Origin of the sequence: Microbacterium paraoxydans (genome assembly GCF_019056515.1) — a bacterium.
GTDB lineage: Bacteria > Actinomycetota > Actinomycetes > Actinomycetales > Microbacteriaceae > Microbacterium.
The window spans coordinates 3,199,069-3,223,105 of record NZ_CP064873.1 but is presented as its reverse complement, the minus strand read 5'-3'; the positions used below and the strand labels follow the sequence as shown (position 1 = coordinate 3,223,105).

Below are 24,037 nucleotides of genomic sequence, written 5' to 3'. Positions count from 1 at the left end.
CACGAGCGAAGGACCCCCCATGGCTCTGACCCTCCCCGTGCGCCCGCCGAAGAGCCGGCGCCCGCGCACCGGCATCGCGCTGTCGACGCCGACGGCCGCGCTGTTCGTGCTCCCGGCCGCCGTGCTCTTCGCGGTGCTGATCCTCTACCCGATGCTCGCCGCGCTCAGCTACTCGTTCTTCGACTGGCAGGGCACCAAGCAGGGTGGATTCGCCGGCATCGGCAACTACCTCACGCTCCTCACCAAGGAGCCCTACGCCTCCGAGCTGTGGAACGCGTTCGGCCACAACCTGCTGCTCTTCGCCGGCGCCCTGGTCTTCCAGAACTCGCTCGGCCTCGGCATCGCGACCCTGCTGCACCGCCGCAAGCGCACCAAGCGGTTCTTCCAGACGATCTTCGCCCTGCCCTACCTCGTGAGCCCGATGGTCATCGGCTACCTGTGGTCGCTGATGCTGTCTCCGCTGTTCGGGCCGGTGAACGCGATCCTCCGCGGCGTCGGCCTGGAGAGCCTCGCGCTGCCGTGGCTCGGCGATCCGCAGCTCGCGATCTGGGTCATCGTGCTGGTCAGCGCCTGGCAGTGGATCGGATTCCCGATCCTGCTGTACGGCGCCGCCCTCGGCGGCATCCCCGAGGAGATCGAGGAGGCGGCGTCGCTCGACGGCGCCACGGCCGCGAAGCGCTTCCGCTACATCACGCTCCCCATGCTCACGCCGACGATCGGCATCATCACCGTGCTCACCTTCATCGGCAGCATGGAGGCGATGGCCATCCCGTTCGCGCTCGCCGGGTCGAACGGCGCTCCCGCCGGCTCCACCGACGTGATGATGCTGTTGTTCTACCGCACCGCGTTCGAGTCCGGGAACCCGAACTCCATCGGGGTCTCCTCGGCCCTCGCGACCGTCCTGTTCATCTTCATCATGGTCATCTCCGTCGTCATCACGACGACGATGCGCCGCGCCGAACGAAAGCTGTTCTGATGAGCACCGCCCTCGACACCCGTCAGGAGCCGAGCACCGAGGCGATCGTCTCCGGCCGGCCCTCCGCCCCGCGGCGCCGCTCCCGGCGCACGAACGACACCCCGTTCGTGGGCCGGCTCCTCGCCAACGTGTTCCTGTGGGGATACGCGCTGGTCGCGATCGGTCCGCTGCTGCTCATGGTCAACAACTCCCTGCGCACGCAGCAGCAGATCGCCACCGAGCCGCTCGGACTCCCCGTCCCCCCGACGTTCACGAGCTTCCAGAACGCCTGGATCACCGCCTCGTTCGACACGTACTTCGTCAACTCGATCACCGTCACGGTCGGGTCGGTCATCGTCACGACGGTCGTGTCGGTGCTGGCCGCCTACGCCTTCGCGCGGGCCAGGGCGAAGTTCTTCCGCGGGATCGAGGCCGTGTTCCTCTCGGGCCTCATGCTGCCGGTGCACCTGGCGATCCTGCCGCTGTTCTACCTGCTCGACGCGCTCAAGATGACCAGCAACGTCTTCAGCCTCATCCTCGTCTACGGCGCCCTCGGCATCCCGTTCACCACCTTCGTGCTGACGGTGTTCTTCCGGGCGCTGCCGATCGAGCTGGAAGAGGCCGCGCGCATCGACGGCGCCGGACCGCTGCGCACGTTCCTCCAGATCCTGCTGCCGCTCGTGCGCCCGGCGCTCGCGACCGTGATCGTCTTCCGGTTCGTGCCGGTCTGGAACGACTTCTTCTACCCGCTGATCCTGCTGCGCGACCGCGACTCGTACACGCTCCCCGTGGGCCTGACCCGGTTCTTCGGGGAGTACTCGACCGATTGGCCGCAGCTGTTCGCCGGACTCACGATCGCCACCATCCCGCTCGTGGTGCTGTTCCTGCTGGCGACGAAGCAGATCATCAACGGCCTCACCTCCGGCATGAGCAAGTGACGGCCGCAGGCGGATCATGGTGAACGGAACCCCGGGCTCGGCGTGGGCGTCGGTGCGGGCGGTCGCCGGGGGCGCGGAAGAGCTGCAGCTCCTCGGGTCGCCGGCGCACGACGATCCCGCTCCGCTCACCGCCGCGCACCTGTTCGATCTCGCATCGCTGACGAAGGTCTTCACCGCCATCGCCGCCCTGCGGCTCGTCGACACGGGGGTGCTCGACCTCGATGAGCCCGTCGAGCGCGTCCTCGCGGTGGGCAGCGGCGCCGGAGCGGAGCGGATCACCCTCCGGCACCTCCTCACCCACACCTCCGGGCTGCCGGCGGAGGGGCGCGAGTGGCGGGAGGGCGTGCGCGGGGAGGAGTTGCGTGCCCGCGTGCGGCGTCGGGCGCTCGGTGCCGAGCCGGGCGCTCGCCATCTGTATTCCGACGTCGGGTACATCGCGGCAGGAGATTGTCTAGAACGGGTCTCCGGGCGGCCGCTCGCGGCGCTCTGGGCGGAGGTGGCCACGGGGATCGGCGCCGCGTCGCTGACCATGGCTCCGGAGCGGGAGCGTGCGGTCGCCACGGAGACGCAGCCGCATCGCGGGAACGTGCGCGGAGAGGTGCACGACGAGCTCGCCCATGCACTCGGCCGTCCCGCCGGCCACGCGGGACTGTTCGGCACGGTGGGGGACGTCGCCGCTCTCGCCCGTCTCCTCCGCGATGAGGGCGAGGGGACGCACGGGCGAGTGCTGTCACGGGAGTCCTTCCGCGGGATGACGACCCCCACGATCCAGGCCGACGCCGGCTACGGCCAGGCGATCGGTCTGCGCGTGCGCGATGCCGCGTGGATGGGTGACCTTGATGCGGTCGGCCACACCGGCTTCACCGGCACGTGCTTCGCGGTCGTCCCCGAGACGGGCGCCTACGGCGTGCTGCTCCTCAACCGCGTGCACCCCACGCGCGAGGACGCCGACGTCGCCGCCGTCCGCCGTGCCTTCCTCGCCCCCCTCACTCCCTGACCCCCTGTCCGCCCCGGTCCCGGTCCCGCCCTGGTCCCGGGATCGATAAGGCCCCTCGCTGCGGCTTCCGAAGCCCCTTTTGCATCCCGCGTGGGGAGCCCCTCCCGGTGGGAGTGCAGAAACGTGCCGGGGATGGGTGAACGAGGCGCAGTTTTGATCCCGGGACGGGCACGGGGACGGGGGGCGGGACGGGGGGACGGGGGGTCAGTCGGTGCGGAGGGGGCGGAGGGTGCGGGCGTAGTCCTCCTTGAGCACCGCGAGATGCAGCCACGCCTCGATCCGGGTCACTCCGGGAAGCGCGCGCAGCCGCTCGAGACTCGCATACAGGGCTCCGGCGGAGGGCTCCACGAGGGTCGCGACGGCATCGAACCGCCCGAGGGTCCGGGCCGCGAAGTCGACGCCGCGCCCCCGCCGCAGCTCGTCGATCACGGCCTCGTCGTCGTCTCCGAGCGTCATGCCCACGCCCATCGAGAGCTGCCGATGTGCGAGCCCTCGGGCCTCCACGGCGCTGATCTTGATGACACCGGCGTCGATGAGCCGCTGCACCCGGGTGGCGACCGCGCTGGGGGAGAGCCGCACCTGCTCGCCGAGGGCACGGAAGCTCATCCGCCCGTCGGACTGCAGGTGCTCGATGAGGGCCTCGTCGATGCCGTCGAGGGTCACGCCGCCGTGGTACTCCGAGACGAAGAACCCCTTGATCACGGTCGAGTAGATGATCGTGTTGATGTCGAGCACCCCGGCGCTCCCGCGGATGCGCGCGAGCAGGTCGTGCAGCTCCGACATCGAGCCCACCCGCACCTCCGTCACGATGTCGTGGGCGCCGCCGACCGCCGACACCAGCACGGTCTCGGACATGTCGCGCAGGTGCTCGGCGACCACCTCGACGGCGCCGTCGGTCCGGATCGACACATGGGCGAGCACGTGCTGCCCGAGGAACACGGGGTCGACGGCCGCGACCACCCGCACCGTGCGGTCGCTGAGCAGCGTGCGCAGACGAGCCGCCACGACGGCGCGGGACTGGCCGACGCGCTCGGCGAGGGAGAGGATGCTGGCGCGGCCGTCCTCCTGCAGCGCCCGGATGAGTTCCGCGTCGAAGTCCATGTGCCGTCCGATTCCGTCGATTTCCCCGCAGTGCACGCTCGTCCCCGCAGAACCTCAGCGTAGAGCGCGGTTCGACCGAGCGGAAGGCCCGGAGTGCGCGATGCGTCTCACACAAATCCAGTGAATGACGCGTATCGCTGGAGTTCTGCCCTTGCTCCCGATGCTGCACGTCCGTAGCATCCTTCGCTATCCGACACCATCCGCGAAGGAGCGGGTCCATGACCACTACCCCCACCCCCCGAAGCGGCGTCCACAGCCGCGCACGCCGCGCCGGCATCGCCGCCTTCGTCGGCACCACCATCGAGTGGTACGACTTCTACGTCTACGCCACGGCCGCCGCCCTCGTCTTCGGCCCGCTGTTCTTCCCGAGCGACGACCCCCTGGCCGAGACCGCCGCCGCGTTCGCGACGTTCGCGGTCGCCTTCCTCGTCCGCCCCCTCGGCGGCATCGTCTTCGGCCACATCGGCGACAAGCTCGGTCGGCGGGTCTCGCTCGTCATCACGCTGCTGCTGATGGGGGCCGCGACCGTCCTCGTCGGCTGCCTGCCGACCTACGAGAACATCGGCATCCTCGCCCCCATCCTCCTCATCCTGCTCCGCGCCATCCAGGGCCTCGCGGTCGGCGGCGAATGGGGCGGCGCGGTGCTCATGAGCGTGGAGCACGCTCCCGAGAAGTCGAAGACGTTCTACGGCGGCTTCACCCAGCTCGGCAACCCGGCCGGCGCCCTCCTCGCCTCCGGCATCTTCGCGATCATGGCTCGCGGCGGCGACACGTTCATCATCGACGGCGGCTGGCGCATCCCGTTCCTGCTGTCGATCGTGCTGATCGGCGTCGGTCTGTGGGTCCGGTATCGCGTCGAGGAGTCGCCGGTCTTCGAGGAGAAGATCGAGGGCCGGAAGCAGTCCATGCCGCTCGCCTTCGCCCTCCGCGTCAACTGGAAGCCGATCCTCCTCGGCATCGGCATCCTGCCCATCTCCACCGGCGGCTACTATCTGGCCACCACCTTCGCCACCGCGTACGCGACCGGCGAGCCCATCGCGATCAGCGAGCAGGTCATCCTCGACGCGATGACCCTGGCCTCCTTCGTGGAGTTCGTCGTGACGCTGCCGGTCGCCTGGCTCGGTGACAAGTGGGGCCGGAAGAACGTGATGTACATCGGCCTGATCACCTCGGTGCTGACCTTCGCGCCCTTCCTGCTGCTGATGCCGGGTCGCGTGGAGCCGCTGATCTTCCTCTTCGCCTCGCTCGTGCGCATCGCGATGAGTGCGACCTACGCCCCGATCGCGGCGATCCTCGCCCAGATGTTCCGTCCGCAGGCGCGCTACACCTCGATCGCGCTGTCGTACGGCGTCGGCGCCGCCATCTGGGCCGGATTCTCGCCCTGGTTCGCGACGCAGCTCATCGCCTGGACCGGCAGCGTCTGGTCCGTCATCGCGATGTTCGTGGGCATGGCCGTCATCGCCGGGATCTGCACGCGTCTCGCGCCGCAGCACTCCGACGAGGCCCCGGTCACGGCGTCGTTCACCGCCCGGACCGACACCACGGCGAACCGCCTGCCCTGACCGGCACCCTTCCCCCGCACGACACCACCGCGAACAGGCATCATGAGAAAGCTCACCCCCTTCGACCGCTCGGCCCAGGCCGCTCCCGTCCTCGTCACCGCGCGAGCCATCCACACGGCGGACCCCGCGGACACCACCGTCACCGCGATGCTGACCGACCGGGGGCGCATCGTCGCCCTCGGCACGGCGGCGGAGTGCGAGGACGTGGCGGCACGGGCCGGACTCACTCCGGAGCGCGTCGATCTGGGCGAGGCGGTGGTCGTGCCCGGCTTCGTGGACGCGCATGCGCATCCGCTGATGTTCGGGCAGATGATGACCTGGGTGGACTGCGGTCCGGAGAAGGCGGGGAGCATCCCGGAGATCGTGGCGCTGCTGAAGGCCGCCGCGGCGGATCTCCCCGCCGGGCGCCCGGTGCGCGGCTACGGCTACGAGCAGCGGAACCTCGCCGAGAAGCGGCACCCCACACGGTTCGAGCTCGACGAGGTGGCCGCCGACCGCGAGGTGTACCTCATGAACGCCTCCGGCCACGGCGGCGTGGTGAACTCGTACACGCTCGACCTCAACGGCGTGGACCGGGACACCCCGAACCCGGACGGCGGCGAGTTCTTCCGCGACGCCGACGGCGAGCTCACCGGCGAACTGTCCGACGCGGCGTGCAACATCCTCACCGGCGTCCACGGGGTGAAGATCGGCCACCACGGTCCGAACTTCCACCTCGCGGACGAGCCGGAGGAGCACCTGCGCCAGCTCGACGCGGCGACGCAGCGGTTCCTCGCGGGCGGGGTCACCTCCATCGGCGACTGTCAGGTCACGCGCCGCGAGTTCGACATGTACCTGCGGCTCGCCGAGGCCGGGAGGCTGGAGCTGCGCGTGTCGATGTACCTGCTGTCGCACCTGCTCGACGAGGCGCTGGAGATGGGGCTCGTCGGGCAGTTCGGCAACGCGCACCTCAGCTTCGCCGGCATCAAGTTCTACGCCGACGGCACGCTGGGCGGCTGGACCGCGTACTTCCCGGACGGCTACGTCGGCGACCCCTGCCGCACCGGCCAGCTCTACCACGAGCCCGCCGACTACGCGGAGCTCATCCGCAAGGCGCACGCGGCCGGACTGCAGACCGCGACCCACGCCCAGTCGCCCACCGCGATCGAGATGGTCGTGTCCGCGATCGAGGCCGCGCTCGCGGAGCGTCCGGATGCGGACGCCCGGCACCGCATCGAGCACTGCGGCCTGCCGACCCCCGGGCAGATCGAGCGGATGGCGGCCGCTGGCATCCGTCCCGTGAACCAGACGCAGCACTACTTCAACTGGGGCGAGGGCGTGGAGGAGGCCATCGGCACGCCCGGTGAGCGCTTCAACCCCCTCGGGGAGTTCGAGCGTGCGGGCGTGCCCATGACGATCTCCTCGGACGCCCCGGTCGCCGAGCCCATCCCGCTGGAGGCGATCCAGACCGCGGTCACCCGGGTCACCCGGCGCGGGCACACGCTCGGCCCGGACGACCTGCGCATCTCCGCGACCGCGGCGTTGCGGGCGCACACGATCGAGGGCGCGGTCTCGATCGGCCGGGAGGACGACCTCGGCTCCCTGGAGCCGGGCAAGTACGCCGACTTCGCGGTGCTCTCGGACGACCCGCTCGCGGTGCCGGCCGAGGAGATCGCGGCGATCGAGGTCCGTGAGACCTGGGTCGACGGCGTCCGTCGGCACGCGATGTGAGGATGACACGATGAGCACCGACACCACCGGAGACGACCGGTACGCCGACACCGCAGGCCGTGCGGTCCTGGAGACCATCCGCGGCTACGGGGTGACCGCGGTCTTCGGCATCCCCGGCACGCACAACCTGGAGTTCTACCGGCCCCTCGCCGACCTCGGCATCCGCGCCGTGACCAACCGCCACGAGCAGGGGTCGGGGTACGGTGCCGACGGGTGGGCGCAGCAGACCGGGCTCCCCGGCGTGGTGATCACGACCTCGGGCCCCGGGCTCCAGAACGCGATGAGCGCGATCGGCACGGCCTTCTGCGAGTCGCGACCCCTCATCGTGCTCTCGCCCGGCGTGCCGCTCGGGGCGGAGTTCGCCGACGTGGGCACGCTGCACGAGACGAAGGACGCGACGGCCATGGTCGGCGCGATCGCGGAGTGGTCGCGACGGGTGTCGACCGCGGCGGAGGCGGTGCAGGCCGCGCACGACGCGTTCGACCTCTTCCGCACCGGCCGTCCCCGCCCCGTGCACATCGAGATCCCGCTCGACGTGCTGGAGGCGCCCGCCGCCGTGCCCGCGGAGGACCGGAAGCCGCGCCCGATGCCCGACCGCGTCTCCGGGGATCCGATCGCGCTCGCCGAGGCCGCCCGGCTGCTGTCCGCCGCCCGCCGCCCGGTGATCGTGGCCGGTGGGGGTGCGGTGGACGCCGCGCACCAGATCGCCGCGGTGGCGGAGCGGCTCGGAGCCCCCGTGCTCACGACCCTGAACGGCAAGGCGGTGCTCGACGAACGGCACCCGCTCTCGCTCGGCTCGAACCTGCGCCTCGCCGCCGCACGGGCTGTGGCCGAAGATGCCGACGTGCTGCTCGTGGTCGGCTCGAAGCTGGGCGAGGCGGAGCTCTGGGCTCCGCGGCTCGAGGCACGCGGCGCCGTGATCCGCGTCGACATCTCTCCGGAGCAGCGGGACAAGAACCTCACCGCGACGGTCGCTCTCACCGGAGACGCCGCCGCCGTGACCGACGCCCTCCTGCCCCTGCTGCCGGACCCCGCCCGTCCCGCCCGGGACCTCGCGGCCGAGCGAGCCGCGATCGAGGCGGAATCGCGGGAGACCGCGCCGGACACCGTCGCGCTGGCCGAGATCATCGCCGACGCCCTCCCTGCCGACGCGATCGTCGCCGGCGACTCCTCCCAGATCGTCTACATGGCGCTCGGCAGCGTGCTGCGGCAGGAGCAGCCGCACTCCCTCCTCTACACGCCGACCTACGCCACGCTCGGCTATGGCCTCCCCGCCGCGATCGGCGCGGCCGTCGCGCAGACCGAACGCCCGGTCGTCACCGTCATCGGCGACGGCGCTCTGATGTTCTGCGTGAACGAGCTCGTCACCGCTGTCGAGCAGCGCCTCGATATCACCGTGGTGTGCGTCGACAACGGCGGGTACGCGGAGATCCGCCAGAACGAGCTCGACCGGGGCATGACCCCGGTCGGCGTCGACCTCGTGCAGCCGGACTGGGCCGCGCTCGCCACCGCCTTCGGGGCGACCGGGCGACGGGCGGCATCGCGCGCCGACATCGCCCCCAGCATCCGCGCGGCCATCGCCGACGGCGGGGTGCAGCTCGTGCACATCCCGCAGCACGCCCTCTGAGACCCACACCTCCCGACGAACAGGAACGAGAAATGACCGACAACATCGGCCCCGTCGACGCCTCCGTGAACCCGCGGTACTCCGGCATCGCCACCTTCGCCCGCCTGCCCCGCATCGAGGACGTGCCGCGCGCCGACATCGCGGTGGTCGGCATCCCGTTCGACTCCGGCGTGAGCTACCGCCCCGGCACCCGTTTCGGCCCGTCGCATGTGCGGGAGTCGTCCCGGCTGCTCCGGCCCTACAACCCCGCACAGGACGTGTCGCCGTTCCAGCTCGCCCAGGTGGTGGATGCGGGGGACATCCCGGTGAACCCGTTCGACCTCACCGAGGCCGTGACCGAGGTCGAGCGCGCGGCGCTGGCGCTCGGTGAGCAGGTGCAGCGCCTCGTCACGATCGGCGGCGACCACACCGTGGCCCTTCCCCTGCTGCGGGCGGTGGCCGCGAAGCACGGACCCGTCGCGGTCCTCCACTTCGACGCCCACCTGGACACGTGGGACACCTACTTCGGGGCCCCCATCACGCACGGCACCCCCTTCCGCCGCGCGAGCGAGGAGGGGCTGATCGACCTCACCGCGAGCTGCCACGTCGGCACCCGCGGACCCCTGTACTCGAAGCAGGACCTCGAGGACGACGAGCGCCTCGGCTTCTCCATCGTCTCCAGCGAATACATCGAGGAGCACGGGGTGGAGGCCGCGATCGACCGCATCCTCACCCGCATCGGCGACAAGCCGCTGTACGTCTCGATCGACATCGACGTGCTCGACCCCGCGCACGCGCCCGGCACCGGGACCCCCGAGGCGGGAGGGCTCACGAGCCGCGAGCTGCTGCGCATCCTCCGGGCGCTGCGCGACCGCGACATCGTCGGCGCCGACGTCGTGGAGGTGTCGCCCGCGTACGATCACGCCCAGATGACCGGGATCGCCGCGAGCCACGTCGTGTACGAGCTGGTGACCCTTCTCGCCGCCCGACTCGCCTCCTGACACCCGGGGTCAGAACAGCGTCGCGAGGAGGTCCGCGAACAGGGCCTCGGCGTCGCGCTCCACTCGTCGCCGTGCGAACCAGTCGCACACGTTGACGCAGTCGCGGTGCAGGAGGTCGAGGCCCTGCGGATTCGCGATCACGTCGACGATCTGCGGCAGGTCGATCACCCGCACCCGCCCCTCGTGCACGAGGAGGTTGTAGGCGGAGAGGTCGCCGTGCGCGAAGCCTGCGGCGGCGAAGACCCGCATGAGTTCGACCACCTGCGTGAAGTACTCCTGCATCTCGGCGTTCGACCCGCGCACCTGGGCGAGCCGGGGTGCCGCGATGCCCCGGTCGTCGCCGAGGAACTCCATGAGCACCTCGGTGCCGCTGACCTGCACGGGATAGGGGACCGGGGCACCGCGCTCCCACATCCGGCACAGGGCCTCGAACTCCGCGAGCGACCACTGGGCTGCGGCGACCTCCCGTCCGTGGGCGGTCTTCTTGGCGAGGGCGCGCGTGTCGCGGGTGTTCCGCGTGCTGCGCCCCTCGGTGTAGACGGCGGAGCGCTGGAAGCTCCGGTTCTCGATGCCGCGGTAGCGCTTGGCGGCGAGGAGGGTGCGCTGCGTCGGGTCGTCGGGCACGGCGCGCTCTAGCAGGAACACGTCGGCCTCCTTGCCGGTCTTCAGGATGCCGAGCTCGGTGTCCAGGGCGCCGGCGGAGGTCACCACCCAGGCGGGGCGGGGGTCCGGCCCTCGCTCGGTGGGGGTGGACGAGGGCCAGGTCGTCCAGCGCTGGTTGGCGCCGGGCTCGACCTCGGCGAAGGAGAGGGCGGTCTCGAGGGAGTCGAAGGAGGTGGCGTCGAAGGACGCGGCTTCCGAGGAAGCGGGGGATTCGTTCACGGTGTGGCTCCGGGAAGGGAGGCCACGCGGCGATCAGGAGCGGGTGGCCTCGAAGGGAAGGTGGTCGGCGATAGGCGCGACGACGACAGCGTTCATCTCATCGCCTCCTTCGCTCGGGCTTCCCGGGCGGATCCCGGTGCGTCGTCGAGCCTAGGGGGTCTCCCGGGGGTTGTCCAGGGCCGGACGATCGGTCGGATGCGGCGGACGACCGGTCGGGCGCGCGCCCGCCCCCGTTGCGAGTCTGGAAGCATGACCACGACCGCCCCCGTCCCGACCCTGCCGACCACCCGCGTCGACCGCATCCGCTACGGCGGACTCATCGCCCTCATGGTGATGGGCTTCCTGCTGGTGACCGCCGAGTTCCTCCCCAACGGAGTGCTCACCGAGATGGCGGACGGCCTCGGGGTGACCCCCGGCCAGGCCGGGCAGACCGTCACCGTCACCGCGCTCGTCGGGCTCTTCGTCGCCCCGACCGTCGGCCTCGTGTTCCCCCGTCTGGACCGTCGGTCGCTGCTGGTGTGGATGGCGCTCGCCGCGGCCGTGTCGAACCTCGTGGTCGCGATCGCGCCGAACCTCGTGGTCGTGCTGCTGGCGCGGTTCCTGCTGGGAGCGGCGATCAGCGCCTACTGGACGATGTCGATCACGGTCGCCGCGCGGCTCGCGGGGCCGGAGCACCTCGGTCGCGGGGTGATGTTCACCTCCGCCGGCGTCTCGCTCGCCACGGTCGCCGGCGTCCCGCTCGGGGTCATGCTGAGCGAGGTCGTCGACTGGCGCGCCGTCTTCGCGATCGCGGGAGTGCTCATGGTGGTGCTGGCCGTGGCCCTGCGATGGGCGCTGCCGACCGTCCCGGCCGAGCGGGCGTCGAGCCTGCGTCTGCTCGTCGACACGGTGCGGCGTCCGGGCATCGGACTCGGGATGGTCGGACACGTGCTCGTCGTGCTCGGCCACTTCCTCGCCTACACCTACGTCCGCCTCGCGCTGGAGCGCATCCCGGACGTGGACGCCTCGACGATCGTCGTGCTGCTGGCGCTGTTCGGCGTCGGAGGCCTCCTCGGCAACCTCTCCATCGGCCTCGTGATCGACCGCTCCTTCGCCTTCTTCGCGGTGTTCGCGCCGCTGGTGATCTCGGCCGCCGTGCTGTCGATGGTGCTCTTCTCCGGATCGATCATCGGCATCGGCGCGGTCGTGCTCCTCTGGGGCTTCTTCTTCTCGTCGTGGCTGATCGTCGTGAACACCTGGGTGGGCCACCGCATGCCGGACCGCCTGGAGGCCGGGGGGAGCCTCGTGGTCGTCGGGTTCCAGGGCGCGATCACGCTCGCGGCCGGTGTGGGCGGACTCCTCGTCGACACCCTGAGCATCGAGCTCGTCTACACCATCGGTGCGGTCTCCCTCCTCGCCGGTGCCGTGCTGTTCGGCCTCTCGAACCGCCGCAGCTCCCGCCCCTGACCTCGTGCCCGCCCGGGCTCGACTTCGGAGCAGGCCGACGACACGCCGTCCCCTCGGGCTCGGGGCCGGCGTGTCGCCCTGAGGCTCCGAAGCCATGCCCGCCCGCGCGGGGGAAGAGGTCGTGGGATCAGGCGGGGACGAGGGAGTGCGAGGCGCGCCAGGAGGAGGGGGTCATGCCCGTCCGGCGGCGGAAGGCGCGGCTGAAGCCCTCGTCCGAGGCGTAGCCGAGCTCGCGCGAGACGCTCGAGACGGACTGCCCGGCCTGGAGCATCCGCTTCGCGGCGTCGACCCGCACCTCGGTCACATAGTCGGCGGGGGAGCGGCCCACGGCCAGGCGGAACCGCTCCGCGAAGGCCGAGCGCGACATGGCGCCGACGGCGGCCAGGCGCTCGACGGTCCAGTCCCGTCCCGGCTGCTCGTGGATGGCGTCCACCACGCGGTCGAGGAAGGGGTCCTTCGACAGCGAGGGCCACCCCGCGGGCGCACAGCCGTTGGCCGCCCAGGCCCGGATGACCGAGAGCAGCACGGTGGTCGCCATCATCCGACAGATCAACGGGTCTCCCTGGCGCACCGGGCACGCGGGCGCATCGACCACGCCCATGTTCTCGGCGAGGGCGGCGGCGGCCGGCTCCAGCGCGTCGAACCCGGTCACCGCGAGGAAGGGCGGCAGGAGCGCGGGGAGGGGAGAGGCGGTGTCCGCGAGCTCGATGTCGACGACGAGGAGCGTGGTGTCGGCATCGGCCTCCAGTGCGAAGGTGTCGCCGCGGAGCAGGAGGAAGGCGTCGCCGGCGACGAGTCGGTCGCGGCGTCCGGGCTCCTCGACCGTGAGCTGCTGCGAGTCACGGTCCACGTCGAGGCGGCAGCCCGTGCCCAGAGGCGGATGCCCGTGCACGGCGCCGTCGGCGAGGTAGACGAGGGTGATCCGGCCAGGCGGCAGCGGGAGGAGTCCTCCGGGGGTCAGCCGCACGCGGCGGGCGATCCCCACCCGCAGGTCCACCGTGCCGAGCACAGCGGACAGCGCATCCGCGTCCACCGTCACCATGCCTTCGGCAACGTCGGCTGCCATCCCCCTATTCCCCTTCGAATCGCTCACCTTGCTCCATTTCGGCGCCGGATGGGGCCAAGTGGGCGATTCGAAGCGGGATACGCTGGAGGGGTACCCCACCCGAGGAGTTCCGTGTTCCGCACCCCTGGCCGCCTGTACCGTGTCCTCGCGATCGCGGAGGCGATCACCTGGACCCTCCTCATCGCCGCGATCATCGCCCGCGCCGTCGGAGCCCCCGGTGGCGTCGTGACGGTCGGCGGCGGTATCCACGGGTTCGTGTTCCTCGCCTACGCCGCGACCGCCGTCCTCGTCGCGCTCAACCAGCGGTGGCACCCGGGCGTCGGTGTGCTGGCGGTCCTCAGCGCCGTCGTGCCGTACGCCACCATCCCGATGGAGATCTGGCTGCATCGCACCGGCCGTCTTCGGGGCGACTGGCGACTCGACGCCACCGACGACCCGCGTGACCGCCGCTGGTACGACCGCCTGATGCGCTGGTTCCTCCGTCGCCCCTGGGTGCTCGCGGTGCTGCTGGTCGTGGGCATCGTCGCGCTGTACGTGATCCTGCTGCTGGTCGGCCCTCCCGGGGGCAAGTGACCCCGGCCGCCCCGTCTGTGCGGCCTCCGCGTCAGCGGCGCGCGACGGGCTGCTGGAGTTCCGTGACCCAGTCCGACTGGTCCTCCCCGACGGCGCGGACGTAGAGCTCCCGACACGGCCCGGCGTGCACGAGGCCGCGCGCGACCACCTCGGTGTGGATGGCGTGCCAGCTCTGCGCGATCCGCTCCATCGAGCCGAGGTGCACCCCGCAGACGGCGTCCTCCTCGGCGGGGAGTTCGATGATCTCGATCCCGTCGGCGGCGGGGCCGGAGTAGGAGTATCCGGCGACGATCTCCATCCCGTCCGGCAGCGTCCGGTACTGGGCGATCGGGGTGGTGAGGGCGCCGCACTCGTCTCCGATGACCTCGGCCACGGCGTCGAAGGAGGGGCCGACGACCTCGGCGACCGCCGGCTGCTCGGCGACGACGGTGCGCACGGCCGCCAGGCGCACGGCGGGGAGGGGTTTCTGGACGATCTCGATCTGCGACATGTGCTTCTCCTTCTCGATGAGGTGGAGGCGCCGCTCCACATCGACGAGTCGCGCCGCGGCGAGCCGGTGCTCCTGCTCCACCTCGGCGCGCCGGATGCGCAGGAGTGCCGCGATCCGGTCGGCGTCGACGCCCTGGGCGAGGATCGCCGAGATGTCGTCGAGGCCGAAGCCGAGCTGACGCAGGGCGACGATCCGGTGCAGGCGCTCGAGCTGCGACGGGTCGTACGACCGGTAGCCGGTGAACTCGTCCACGTGGGCGGGGACGAGCAGCCCGGCCGTGTCCCAGTGCCGGAGCATCCGGTGGGTCACCTGGCCGATCTGCGCGAACGCTCCGATGGACAACATGTCTCTGTTCTCCCGTCTGACACCGTGTGAGAGTCAAGCATGGCGGCTCGCGGACATCTGACCGCCCGGCGGGAAAAACTTGAGCCTGTTCATATCAAGTTCATTTGACAGCGTTTCGGCCCCGGCGTACACTTGAGCCATCGCGACTCAGGTTTCCCTGATCGCCGCAGGTTTCCAGACCACTACAGACTTCCCAACAAAGGAGAGAACACATGGCACGTGCTGTCGGTATCGACCTCGGAACCACCAACTCCGTCGTCAGCGTCCTCGAGGGTGGCGAGCCCAAGGTCATCGCCAACGCCGAGGGCTTCCGCACGACCCCTTCGGTCGTCGCCTTCACCAAGGACGGGGAGGTGCTCGTCGGCGAGACCGCGAAGCGCCAGGCCGTCACCAACGTCGACCGGACGATCGCCTCGGTCAAGCGCCACATGGGCACCGACTGGAGCTTCGACGTCGACGGCAAGAAGTGGACGCCGCAGGAGATCTCCGCGCGCATCCTCCAGAAGCTCAAGCGCGACGCCGAGTCCTACCTCGGCGACACCGTGACCGACGCCGTCATCACGGTTCCGGCGTACTTCAACGACGCCGAGCGTCAGGCCACCAAGGAGGCCGGTGAGATCGCGGGCCTCAACGTGCTCCGCATCATCAACGAGCCGACCGCGGCCGCCCTGGCCTACGGCCTCGACAAGGGCAAGGAGGACGAGCTCATCCTCGTCTTCGACCTCGGTGGCGGAACGTTCGACGTCTCCCTCCTCGAGGTGGGCAAGGACGACGACTTCTCCACGATCCAGGTGCGCGCCACCGCCGGTGACAACCGTCTCGGTGGAGACGACTGGGACCAGCGTCTCGTCGACTACCTGATCAAGCAGTTCAAGGAGACCACGGGCGTCGACGTCTCGGGTGACAAGATCGCCCTGCAGCGCCTCAAGGAGGCCGCGGAGCAGGCGAAGAAGGAGCTCTCCAGCTCCACGTCCACGAGCATCAACCTCCCGTACCTGTCGCTGACCGACTCGGGCCCCGTCTCGCTCTCCGAGACCGTGACCCGTGCGAAGTTCGAGGACCTCACGAAGGACCTGCTCGACCGCACCAAGAAGCCGTTCGAGGACGTCATCCGCGAGGCCGGCATCAAGGTCTCCGACATCGACCACATCGTCCTCGTGGGTGGTTCGACCCGTATGCCCGCCGTCGCCGAGCTCGTCAAGCGCGAGACCGGCAAGGAAGCCAACAAGGGTGTGAACCCGGACGAGGTCGTCGCCGTCGGCGCCGCGCTGCAGGCCGGTGTCCTCAAGGGCGAGCGCAAGGACGTCCTGCTCATCGACGTCACCCCGCTCTCCCTCGGCATCGAGACCAAGGGCGGCATGATGACCAAGCTCATCGAGCGCAACACGGCCATCCCGACCAAGCGGAGCGAGACCTTCACCACGGCCGACGACAACCAGCCGTCCGTCGCGATCCAGGTCTTCCAGGGCGAGCGTGACTTCACGCGCGACAACAAGCCGCTCGGCACGTTCGAGCTCACCGGCATCGCGCCGGCTCCTCGCGGTATCCCGCAGATCGAGGTCACGTTCGACATCGACGCCAACGGCATCGTGCACGTGTCCGCGAAGGACAAGGGCACCGGCACCGAGAAGTCGATCGTCATCTCCGGCGGTTCGTCGCTGTCGAAGGAGGACATCGAGCGCATGGTGCGCGAGGCCGAGGAGCACGCCGCCGAGGACAAGGCGCGTCGTGAGGCTGCGGAGACCCGCAACCAGGCCGAGACCCTCGCCTACTCCATCGAGAAGCTCATCTCCGAGAACGAGGACAAGCTCCCCGAGGACGTGAAGACCGAGGTCAAGGCCGACGTCGATGCGCTCAAGACGGCACTGGCCGGCGACGACGACGAGGCTGTGAAGACCGCGTTCGAGAAGCTCAACCAGTCCCAGTCGAAGCTCGGCGAGGCGATCTACGCCTCCTCGCAGGCGGACGCCGCCGGCGCTTCGGCCGAGGGCGAGACCCCGACCGGTGACGCCCCCTCCTCCGACGAGGACGTCATCGACGCCGAGGTCGTCGACGACGAGGACGAGAAGAAGTAATCATGACGGACAAGAACTTCGACGAGAACGAGGTTCCGGAGGGGTCGGATGCTCAGGCATCCGGCCCCGTGCCGCAGAACCAGGACTCCCGCGAGGCGAAGGCCGCCGAGGGCTCGGACGAGACCCCGGTCGACGCGGCTGCCGAGGCGGAGGAAGGGCTGACGGTCGAGGACATCCTCGGTGCCGCGCAGACGGCGGATGCCGCCGCGGGCGACGCCGCGATCGCCGACGCCGAGAACGCCCTGCTGACCGACCTCAAGCGCCTGCAGGCGGAGTACGCGAACTACCGCCGCCGTACGGAGGAGCAGCGCCAGATCGAGATCGAGCGCGCGAAGGGGGAGGCCGCCAAGGGCCTCATCCCCGTGCTCGACGACCTGGCCCGCGCCGAGCAGCACGGCGATCTGGTCGAGGGCAGCCCCTTCGCCGTGATCGCCGAGAAGGTGCGCGCGGTCGTGGAGCGCCTCGGCGTGGTCGCCTACGGCGAGCAGGGTGAGGAGTTCGACCCCCAGCGTCACGAGGCGATCTTCCAGCAGCCGACCCCCGGCACCTCGAAGACCACGGTGCTCGAGGTCGTCGAGGTGGGCTACCGCCTCGGCGAGGTCGAGCTGCGTCCTGCGAAGGTCGTCGTCGCCGTCCCTGCGGAGTAGGTGATCGATGGCCAGCCAGGATTGGTTCGACAAGGACTTCTACAAGACCCTCGGGGTCTCGAAGGACGTCAGCGACGCTGACCTGAAGAAGACGTACCGCAAGCTCGCGCGCAAGTATCACCCCGACTCCAATCAGGGCGATGCGAAGGCCGAGGCCAAGTTCAAGGAGATCAGCGAGGCGTACTCGGTGCTCTCCGACGCCGAGCAGCGCAAGGAGTACGACGAGATCCGCGCCATGGGTTCGGGCGCTCGCTTCACGGCGAGCGGCTCGGGCGCCGGCGGGTTCGAAGACGTCTTCAGCCGGTTCGGACAGCAGGGGCGCGGCCAGACCGCCGACTTCGAGGACATCTTCGCGATGTTCAACCAGGGCCAGGGCAGCTCGTTCGGCGGTGGCCGGTTCGGGCAGCCGAGCGGCGGCTTCCGGGGCTTCGGTGGTCCGCAGCGCGGCGCCGACGTCACGGCCCGCACCACGCTGGACTTCAGCACCGCCGTGCAGGGCGAGACCATCACCCTGCAGGGAGAAGACGGCAAGCCGTTCAAGGTGAAGATCCCCGCGGGCGTCGCCGACGGGCAGAAGATCCGGCTGCGCGGCCGTGGTCGCCCCTCGCCGGACGGCGGGGAGAGCGGAGACATCGTGGTGCAGATCACGGTGCGTCCGCACCCGGTCTTCACGCGGGACGGCCTCAACCTCCGCGTGGTGGTCCCCGTGACCTTCACCGAGGCGACGCTGGGCGCGACCATCGAGGTCCCGACGCTCGGCGGCGACGTGGTGAAGCTGCGTGTGGCCCCCGGAACTCCGTCGGGCCGCGTGCTCCGCGTCAAGGGTCGGGGTGTCGCGACCGCGAAGGGGACCGGTGACCTGCTCGCCGAGCTCCAGGTCGCGGTGCCCACGCACCTCGACGACGCCGCGCGCGAGGCTCTCGAGCGGTTCCAGGAGCTGGAGCCGCAGGAGAACCCGCGGGCCGAGCTCATGGCGAAAGCCCGCCGTTGACGAGCACAGGCTTTCGCGTCGGGTCAGGCGCTTCCGGAAGGGAGTTGCCTGACCCGGCGCGACGGCCTGACGTGAAATCAGGAAGGAAGGCGTGATGGACGCGGACACCCCGGTCTTCGCGATCGCCGCAGCCGCCAAGCTCTCCGGCCTGCACCCCCAGACCCTCCGTCAGTACGACCGGATCGGCCTCGTGGTGCCGGGACGGACGCCCGGCGGCTCCCGTCGTTATTCTCACCGCAACATCGAGCAGCTGCGCGAGGTCGCCCAGCTCTCCTCCGAAGGGGTCAGTCTCCCCGCGATCGCCCGGCTCCTCGACCTGGAGGACGAGAACCGGATGCTGCGCGACCGTGTCGTCGCGCTGGAGGGCGCCCTCCGCGCCGAGCGCGAGAGCCGTCCCGGCGTGCGGGTGTTCGCCGCCGGATCCGCGGGGGTCGTGCCCATGCCGACCGGCCGCCGCATCCGCCGCTCGACCGAGCTCGTGCTCTGGAGTCCGCGCTCCGGAGCCTGACCGCGCACCCGGTGTGTATCCTGTCAACTGTTAACAGGAGGTCACCATGACGCAGACCGTCACGCGCGGGGAGTCGCTCGGAGCGCAGGTCGCGCGCGTGCTGCGCCAGCGCATCGTCCGAGGGGAGCTCGCTCCGGGGGCCCGGCTCACCGAAGAGGCCCTCGCCGAGGAGTTCGCCGTCAGCCGCGGTCCCGTGCGCGATGCCCTCACCCAGCTCAGCTTCGAGAAGCTCGTCGAGGTGCAGCGCCCGCGCGGCGTCTACATCGTGGGCCTCACGAGCGACGACGTCGACCAGCTCTACAGCCTCCGAGGCGCATTGGAGCAGCTCGCCCTGTCGCGCGCGATGCGGGTCGACGACGACGACCGGTGGCAGCCGATGGCCGACGCCGTCCAGCGCATGGCCGAGGCCGCGGACGCGGGTGACCATGCCGCCTTCGTCACAGCCGACCTCGACTTCCACTCCCAGATCTACGCCCTCGCCGATCACCCGCGGCTGGAGGGCGCCTGGAACCAGTACCTCCCCACGTTCACGGCGCTGCTCGAGGTCACGATCAACCACGACGAGGACCTGCACGAGTCGTCGGACGATCACGTGAAGCTGCTCGACGTCATGCGCACGGGAGCTCCGGAGGACGCCGCCGCGGTCCTCTCGGCTCACCTCGACGGCGCCCGGGAGCGGATGCTCCACGAGGTCGGCTCCCGCTGAGGCCGCCCCGTCCGCGAACTCCAGGCGTTCAGCGGACGGAAAAGAACGGTTCCTACCGTGGGGGCCAGGGCAAGAGCCCTGGTCCGCGCCCGCGCGGGTGTCCTGCCACGAAGGAAGAACCTCCTCATGACGAACACCACAGCCTCCGCCTCCTCCGCCTCGTCGCTCGGACTCCTCGTCCTGCGCATCGTCGTCGGCGCGATCTTCGCCGCCCACGGCGCCCAGAAGATCTTCGAGTTCACGATCCCCGGGACCATCGGCAGCTTCGCCGGCATGGGGGTCCCGCTCGCCGAGATCGCCGCGCCCGTCGTCGCCTTCCTCGAGCTCATCGGCGGGATCCTGCTGATCCTCGGACTGCTGACGCGTCCGGTCGGCATCCTCCTCGCCGTCGACATGCTGGTGGCCCTCGTGCTCGTGCACCTGCCCGCGGGCCTGTGGGTGACGGCCGGTGGCTACGAGTTCGTCGCCGTGCTCGGTGTGGCGGCTCTGGCGCTCGCGCTCACGGGGGCGGGCCGCTACTCCATCGACGCCGCGGCACTCCGCGGACGAGCACCGGCCTGGCTCGCCTGACGGGTCAGCCGCCCGCCTCGCGCGCCGGATCCACGCGGCGGACGAGGACCCATGTGTTGACGAGATCGGTGACCGTGTGGGTGAACTCGTCGAGCGCCGCCTGCGACAGCGCGAGGCCGCGTCCGCTCTCCGCCTCCTCGCCCGGCATCGACACCGCGTCCCAGTCGATCGGTGCCGGCGGGGCGGTGTCGCGGATGTAGGCGCGCAGCTCCTCCGCCGTCACGCGGACGTCGATGCTCAGGACGACGTCCGCGTGCTCGTTGTGCTGCGCGACGTTGGTCGTGACCTCGCTCAGCGCCAGGGTGAACAGCACCTGGTCCTGCGCCGGTACCTCCGGAGCCTGAGTCCAGAGCCGGTCGAGCTCGTCGAGGGCGCGGTCGACGAGGGCGAGCCCGGCGGGCCCGTCGATGTGGAAGGCCCGGATGTCAGCGTCCATCGAACGCCGATTCCGGCGTCGGGTAGTCGCGGAGCACGCGATCCAGGTTGGTGAGGTGGAGGACGGTGCGCACGGCCTCGGGGACGGCGGCGATGCGCAGATCGCCGCCGGCCACCCGGGCGCTCTTGAGGCCGCCCACCAGGGCGCCGAGGCCCGAGGAGTCGACGAACTCGGTGCCGCTGAGGTCGATCGCGATGCGCGGCTGCCCGGCGGCGACGAGGTCGCTCACCGCGTTGCGCAGCAACGGCGCGCCCGAGGCGGTCAGGCGCCCCGTGATCGCGACGACGGCGTACCCGTCCCTGGTGTCAGTGCTGACGTTCATTCGACTCCTTCTCGAGGACCTGCGCGGCGGGACCGCGATAGCGCGCCGCCTGGATGATGACGCTGAGGACGACCAGGTCGTACAGGACCCAGGCCGTGTTGACGAGGGTGCCGGTGCCGTCGCCCGTGCCGACGATGACCCGGGCGACCCCGATGACGAGGGCGACTACGAGTACGACCATGGCGGTGAGCTGCGGCCAGATCTCGCGCCAGGGGACGCCGCGCGGATCCCGGCCGTCCTTCCTGGTCACGGCGAAGGACAGCGGCCGGCCGAGCACGACGTTGGCGAAGGCCGTCCAGCACGCGCGGATCCACACGGGGAACAGCGCGAGCGAGTACTGCTGACCTCGCCAGGTCTTCACCCCCTTCGCGACCACGAGGAACAGCGCCTGGTTGACGAGGAAGTACGGCAGGAACCGCACGAAGAAGTCGACCGACCAGGCGGTGACGGGAAGCACCCCGAACACGAGATAGATCACCGGGGCGGCGAGGTAGACGATCGCGGCGAAGCCGGAGAGGTAGCTCCACATCGTCGCGAAGTACATGAGGCGCTGCCCCACCGAGAGTCCGCGCTTGGCCAGGGGGTTGTCGCGCAGCATCACCTGCAGCGTCCCCTGAGCCCACCGCAGCCGCTGCGTGAGCATCGTCCTGAGGTCTTCCGGGGCGAGGCCGTGCGCCAGGATCTCGTGGTGGTAGACGCTCTTCCAACCGAGGGCGTGCAGCTGCATCGCGGTCGCCATGTCCTCCGTCACCGAGATCGTGGCGAGGGGGAGGATCGGCTGGGCCTCATCGGCCCGGTCGAGGCGGAGCGCGTCGAGCAGTCCGCGGACCGCCTCGACGGCGGTGAGGGGGGAGAGGTCCGAGGCGGCCAGAGCGTCGAGCCCTGCCTCGTCCACGATCACCTGCCCGAGTTCGGCGTCGTGCTGCACCGGCAGGGACTCGATCACGGCGAGGTCGGCGCGGATGCCCTCGAGGTCGTGCGCCACGAGGATCCGGGAGGCGTTGTCGACAGCTTCCCCCACGCGCGCGGCGACCTCGGCGACGGAGTCGCCGCCGGCGAGCTCCTTCCGCCCGCGGGCGATCGCGATGCGGAGCGCCCCGAGTTCGGTGCCGAGCGCGGGGTCGGTGGCGGCCTCGGCCTCGCGAGCGATCAGCGCCTCGGAGGTCTTGAGCGCCCGCGCGGCGGAGTCGGTCACGTTCCGCACGTAACCCACGATGCCGAGCTGCATGAGCGCCTCGCGGCGGAGCACGGCGTTCGAGCCGCAGAAGAAGGCCGCGTTCCAGCCGTCCTTCCCCTGCTGGATCGGCCCGTAGAACAGCGGCGCCTGGCTGCCGAGCGGGTCGGCCTCGTCGACGTTCACGAACCACTGCGGCGTCTGCACGAGGGCGACTTCGGGATCATCGGCGAAGTAGCCGAGTGTGCGGTGCAGGATCAGCGGGTCGGGCACCTGGTCGGCGTCGAGGATGAGGAGGAACTCGCCGTCGGTCTGGAAGAGCGCGCTGTTGAGGTTGCCGGCCTTGGCGTGCCGGGGCTTGCCCGTCCAGTCCTCGGAGCGGGTGAGATAGCCGACGCCCGCGGCCCTGGCCTCGGCCTCGAGTTCGGGGCGGGAGCCGTCGTCGAGGATCCAGGTGGAGTGCGGATAGGCGATCCGCTTCGCCGCCCTGGCCGTCGTCATGACGAGCTCGATCGGCTCGTCGTAGGTCGTGATGAACACGTCGACGGTGCCCTGCGGCGGCGATACCGGTGCCGGGCGCTCCTTCGCGCGCCACATCGTGAGACAGAAGAGGAACGTGTCGATGAGGCTGTAGGTCTCGGCGATCACGAGCGGCACCGCGATCCACCAGGCCGACCAGTTCACCGACTCCAGCCACCGCCATGCGACGTAGTTCACGCCGAGCAGGACCGACAGCAGGGCGAGGACGCGGATGGTCGCGAACCGGGCGGTCACGCGTCCCTCCGCACGACCACGACGGTGATGTCGTCGGTGGCGCGCTCGTCGTTCGCGAGACGCAGAGCCTCGCCGACAGCACCGCCGGGGCCCATCTCTGCGAGGACGCGCTCGACGTGGCCGAACGGGTCGTCTGGATCGAGCACGTCGAGGAGTCCATCGCTGCAGCAGATGAAGGCATCGCCCGGTTCCAGGCGGGTGGTCACCGGAACCCGGGGGTCGACGAGGCCCATGCCCATGCCGAGGGGCAGGTTCGTGGAACGCAGCGGCGTCCACGACCCGTCCGCCCGGACGACGAAAGCGAGGCTGTGACCGGCGTCGATGACCTCGAGGTCTCCCGTCTCCGGCTGCAGCTCGGCGACGACGGCCGTGACGAACATCGACGTGTCCGCGAGATCGTCCTCGAGCAGGCGGTCCACCTCGATCACGGCGTCGGACAGCGAGCGCTCCGGCGCCGTCCGCAGGGAGGCGCGCACCGTGGCCGCGACCAGCGCCGGTCCCGTGCCCTTGCCCATCGCGTCGGCCAGGGTCACGCGCAGGGCCTCCCCGTGGCGTGAGAAGTCGTAGTAGTCCCCGGCGAGCGTTCCCCGTGGGGCGGCGCCGGCGGCGATCGTGTACCCGTCGATCTCCGGGTGCACCCGCGGGCGCAGAGCCCGCTGCACCACGGCGGCGTGGTCGACGTCGGCGTCCTGTGCCAGCTCCGTCTGCACCCAGAACGCGAGGTCGCGCAGGAGATCCTGCTGGGCGTCGGTGAAGGTGTGCGGCTCCGTGTCGAGCACGCACAGCGTCCCCACCGGCTCGCCGCCCGGCGCGTGCAGCGGATGGGCCGCATAGAAGCGGAGGTGCGGATCGCCGGTCACGAACGGGTTCTCGGCGAAGAGGTCGGTCGTGCTCGCGTCCTCCACCACCACCGTCCGGTCCTGCGACACGGTGTAGTCGCAGAACGAGTCCTGGCGCGGTGCCTCGTTCCCCCCGAGGCCGATCTGCGATTTGCGCCACTGCCGGTCGCGGTCGATCAGCGAGACGCTGACCATCGGCACGCCGAACATCTCCTTCGCCAGTCGTGCCACCCGATCCACCCGCTCATCGGGTGGTGTGTCAAGGATCCCCAGTTCCTCGAGCGCTGCCTGTCGCCGTCGCTCGTCGAACATTCCCCCGGCCC

Annotated in this window: 23 protein-coding genes; 15 read left to right on the top strand and 8 right to left on the bottom strand. The window is 70.6% G+C overall.

Annotation, left to right across the window (positions count from 1 at the left end):
• Positions 1–19 precede the first annotated feature (19 nt).
• The 3 genes from IZR02_RS15755 to IZR02_RS15745 are packed head-to-tail and all read left to right on the top strand — an operon-like array spanning position 20 to position 2,890.
• A complete protein-coding gene (locus IZR02_RS15755) occupies positions 20–976 on the top strand; it encodes a carbohydrate ABC transporter permease (RefSeq protein WP_025102684.1) in 957 nt (318 codons plus the stop codon).
• Complete coding sequence (locus IZR02_RS15750) at positions 976–1,893, top strand: carbohydrate ABC transporter permease (RefSeq protein ID WP_025102683.1); 918 nt, start codon at positions 976–978, stop codon at positions 1,891–1,893. The genes IZR02_RS15755 and IZR02_RS15750 overlap by 1 nt, the downstream gene beginning before the upstream one ends.
• Before the next feature lie 16 nt (positions 1,894–1,909).
• Entirely contained in the window at positions 1,910–2,890 is a 981-nt protein-coding gene (locus IZR02_RS15745) for a serine hydrolase domain-containing protein (protein WP_025102682.1), read from the top strand.
• Between the two features lie 204 nt (positions 2,891–3,094).
• On the opposite strand, the gene IZR02_RS15740 is transcribed toward IZR02_RS15745, so the two are convergent.
• The gene (locus IZR02_RS15740; protein WP_025102681.1) at positions 3,095–3,991 is read right to left on the bottom strand and encodes an Lrp/AsnC family transcriptional regulator; all 897 of its coding nucleotides are present in this window, start codon (positions 3,989–3,991) and stop codon (positions 3,095–3,097) included.
• A 218-nt stretch (positions 3,992–4,209) separates the two neighbouring features.
• On the opposite strand from IZR02_RS15740, the gene IZR02_RS15735 reads away from it, so the two are divergent.
• The 4 genes from IZR02_RS15735 to speB are packed head-to-tail and all read left to right on the top strand — an operon-like array spanning position 4,210 to position 9,870.
• The gene (locus tag IZR02_RS15735) at positions 4,210–5,553 is read left to right on the top strand and encodes an MFS transporter (protein ID WP_025102680.1); all 1,344 of its coding nucleotides are present in this window, start codon (positions 4,210–4,212) and stop codon (positions 5,551–5,553) included.
• Positions 5,554–5,595: 42 nt separating this feature from the next.
• Positions 5,596–7,263: an amidohydrolase gene (locus tag IZR02_RS15730; RefSeq protein ID WP_025102679.1), complete on the top strand. Its 1,668-nt coding sequence runs from the start codon at positions 5,596–5,598 to the stop codon at positions 7,261–7,263.
• A 10-nt stretch (positions 7,264–7,273) separates the two neighbouring features.
• Positions 7,274–8,890: a thiamine pyrophosphate-binding protein gene (locus IZR02_RS15725; protein ID WP_025102678.1), complete on the top strand. Its 1,617-nt coding sequence runs from the start codon at positions 7,274–7,276 to the stop codon at positions 8,888–8,890.
• A 32-nt stretch (positions 8,891–8,922) separates the two neighbouring features.
• Complete coding sequence (gene speB, locus IZR02_RS15720) at positions 8,923–9,870, top strand: agmatinase (RefSeq protein ID WP_025102677.1); 948 nt, start codon at positions 8,923–8,925, stop codon at positions 9,868–9,870.
• A 9-nt stretch (positions 9,871–9,879) separates the two neighbouring features.
• On the opposite strand, the gene IZR02_RS15715 is transcribed toward speB, so the two are convergent.
• Positions 9,880–10,752 (bottom strand): serine protein kinase RIO, encoded by an 873-nt coding sequence (locus IZR02_RS15715; RefSeq protein ID WP_025102676.1) that lies wholly within the window; start codon positions 10,750–10,752, stop codon positions 9,880–9,882.
• A 249-nt stretch (positions 10,753–11,001) separates the two neighbouring features.
• Between IZR02_RS15715 and IZR02_RS15710 the strand changes: the two genes are divergently transcribed.
• Positions 11,002–12,198: an MFS transporter gene (locus tag IZR02_RS15710; RefSeq protein ID WP_025102675.1), complete on the top strand. Its 1,197-nt coding sequence runs from the start codon at positions 11,002–11,004 to the stop codon at positions 12,196–12,198.
• 127 nt (positions 12,199–12,325) lie between these two features.
• On the opposite strand, the gene IZR02_RS15705 is transcribed toward IZR02_RS15710, so the two are convergent.
• Positions 12,326–13,264 carry a helix-turn-helix domain-containing protein gene (locus IZR02_RS15705; RefSeq protein ID WP_231729520.1) on the bottom strand — a complete coding sequence of 313 codons (939 nt, stop codon included), beginning with the start codon at positions 13,262–13,264 and terminating at the stop codon, positions 12,326–12,328.
• Between the two features lie 111 nt (positions 13,265–13,375).
• Between IZR02_RS15705 and IZR02_RS15700 the strand changes: the two genes are divergently transcribed.
• Positions 13,376–13,837, top strand: a complete 462-nt coding sequence (locus tag IZR02_RS15700; protein ID WP_025102673.1) for a DUF3817 domain-containing protein — start codon at positions 13,376–13,378, stop codon at positions 13,835–13,837.
• A 31-nt stretch (positions 13,838–13,868) separates the two neighbouring features.
• Here IZR02_RS15700 and IZR02_RS15695 read toward each other — a convergent pair whose 3' ends face one another.
• Complete coding sequence (locus IZR02_RS15695; RefSeq protein WP_025102672.1) at positions 13,869–14,672, bottom strand: MerR family transcriptional regulator; 804 nt, start codon at positions 14,670–14,672, stop codon at positions 13,869–13,871.
• A 212-nt stretch (positions 14,673–14,884) separates the two neighbouring features.
• Between IZR02_RS15695 and dnaK the strand changes: the two genes are divergently transcribed.
• The 6 genes from dnaK to IZR02_RS15665 all read left to right on the top strand — a co-directional run bounded on the left by dnaK (position 14,885) and on the right by IZR02_RS15665 (position 20,169).
• Positions 14,885–16,747, top strand: coding sequence for a molecular chaperone DnaK (dnaK, locus tag IZR02_RS15690; RefSeq protein ID WP_025102671.1), 1,863 nt, complete (start codon positions 14,885–14,887; stop codon positions 16,745–16,747).
• Between the two features lie 2 nt (positions 16,748–16,749).
• The gene (gene grpE, locus IZR02_RS15685; RefSeq protein ID WP_025102670.1) at positions 16,750–17,394 is read left to right on the top strand and encodes a nucleotide exchange factor GrpE; all 645 of its coding nucleotides are present in this window, start codon (positions 16,750–16,752) and stop codon (positions 17,392–17,394) included.
• A gap of 7 nt (positions 17,395–17,401) precedes the next feature.
• The gene (locus IZR02_RS15680) at positions 17,402–18,385 is read left to right on the top strand and encodes a DnaJ C-terminal domain-containing protein (protein ID WP_025102669.1); all 984 of its coding nucleotides are present in this window, start codon (positions 17,402–17,404) and stop codon (positions 18,383–18,385) included.
• A gap of 94 nt (positions 18,386–18,479) precedes the next feature.
• The gene (locus IZR02_RS15675; protein ID WP_029989135.1) at positions 18,480–18,893 is read left to right on the top strand and encodes a heat shock protein transcriptional repressor HspR; all 414 of its coding nucleotides are present in this window, start codon (positions 18,480–18,482) and stop codon (positions 18,891–18,893) included.
• A 46-nt stretch (positions 18,894–18,939) separates the two neighbouring features.
• Positions 18,940–19,599: a GntR family transcriptional regulator gene (locus tag IZR02_RS15670; RefSeq protein ID WP_025102667.1), complete on the top strand. Its 660-nt coding sequence runs from the start codon at positions 18,940–18,942 to the stop codon at positions 19,597–19,599.
• 126 nt (positions 19,600–19,725) lie between these two features.
• Entirely contained in the window at positions 19,726–20,169 is a 444-nt protein-coding gene (locus tag IZR02_RS15665; RefSeq protein ID WP_025102666.1) for a DoxX family protein, read from the top strand.
• Positions 20,170–20,173: 4 nt separating this feature from the next.
• On the opposite strand, the gene IZR02_RS15660 is transcribed toward IZR02_RS15665, so the two are convergent.
• Genes IZR02_RS15660 through IZR02_RS15645 form a run of 4 tightly spaced genes read right to left on the bottom strand, consistent with a single transcriptional unit; the run spans position 20,174 to position 24,026 of the window.
• Positions 20,174–20,605: an ATP-binding protein gene (locus tag IZR02_RS15660; RefSeq protein WP_217316529.1), complete on the bottom strand. Its 432-nt coding sequence runs from the start codon at positions 20,603–20,605 to the stop codon at positions 20,174–20,176.
• A complete protein-coding gene (locus IZR02_RS15655; protein WP_025102664.1) occupies positions 20,595–20,927 on the bottom strand; it encodes an STAS domain-containing protein in 333 nt (110 codons plus the stop codon). Before IZR02_RS15655 ends, IZR02_RS15660 begins: the two co-directional genes overlap by 11 nt.
• A complete protein-coding gene (locus IZR02_RS15650; RefSeq protein WP_025102663.1) occupies positions 20,911–22,875 on the bottom strand; it encodes a glycosyltransferase family 2 protein in 1,965 nt (654 codons plus the stop codon). Before IZR02_RS15650 ends, IZR02_RS15655 begins: the two co-directional genes overlap by 17 nt.
• Positions 22,872–24,026, bottom strand: a complete 1,155-nt coding sequence (locus IZR02_RS15645) for a PP2C family protein-serine/threonine phosphatase (protein ID WP_025102662.1) — start codon at positions 24,024–24,026, stop codon at positions 22,872–22,874. The genes IZR02_RS15650 and IZR02_RS15645 overlap by 4 nt, the downstream gene beginning before the upstream one ends.
• Between the last annotated feature and the right edge of the window lie 11 nt (positions 24,027–24,037).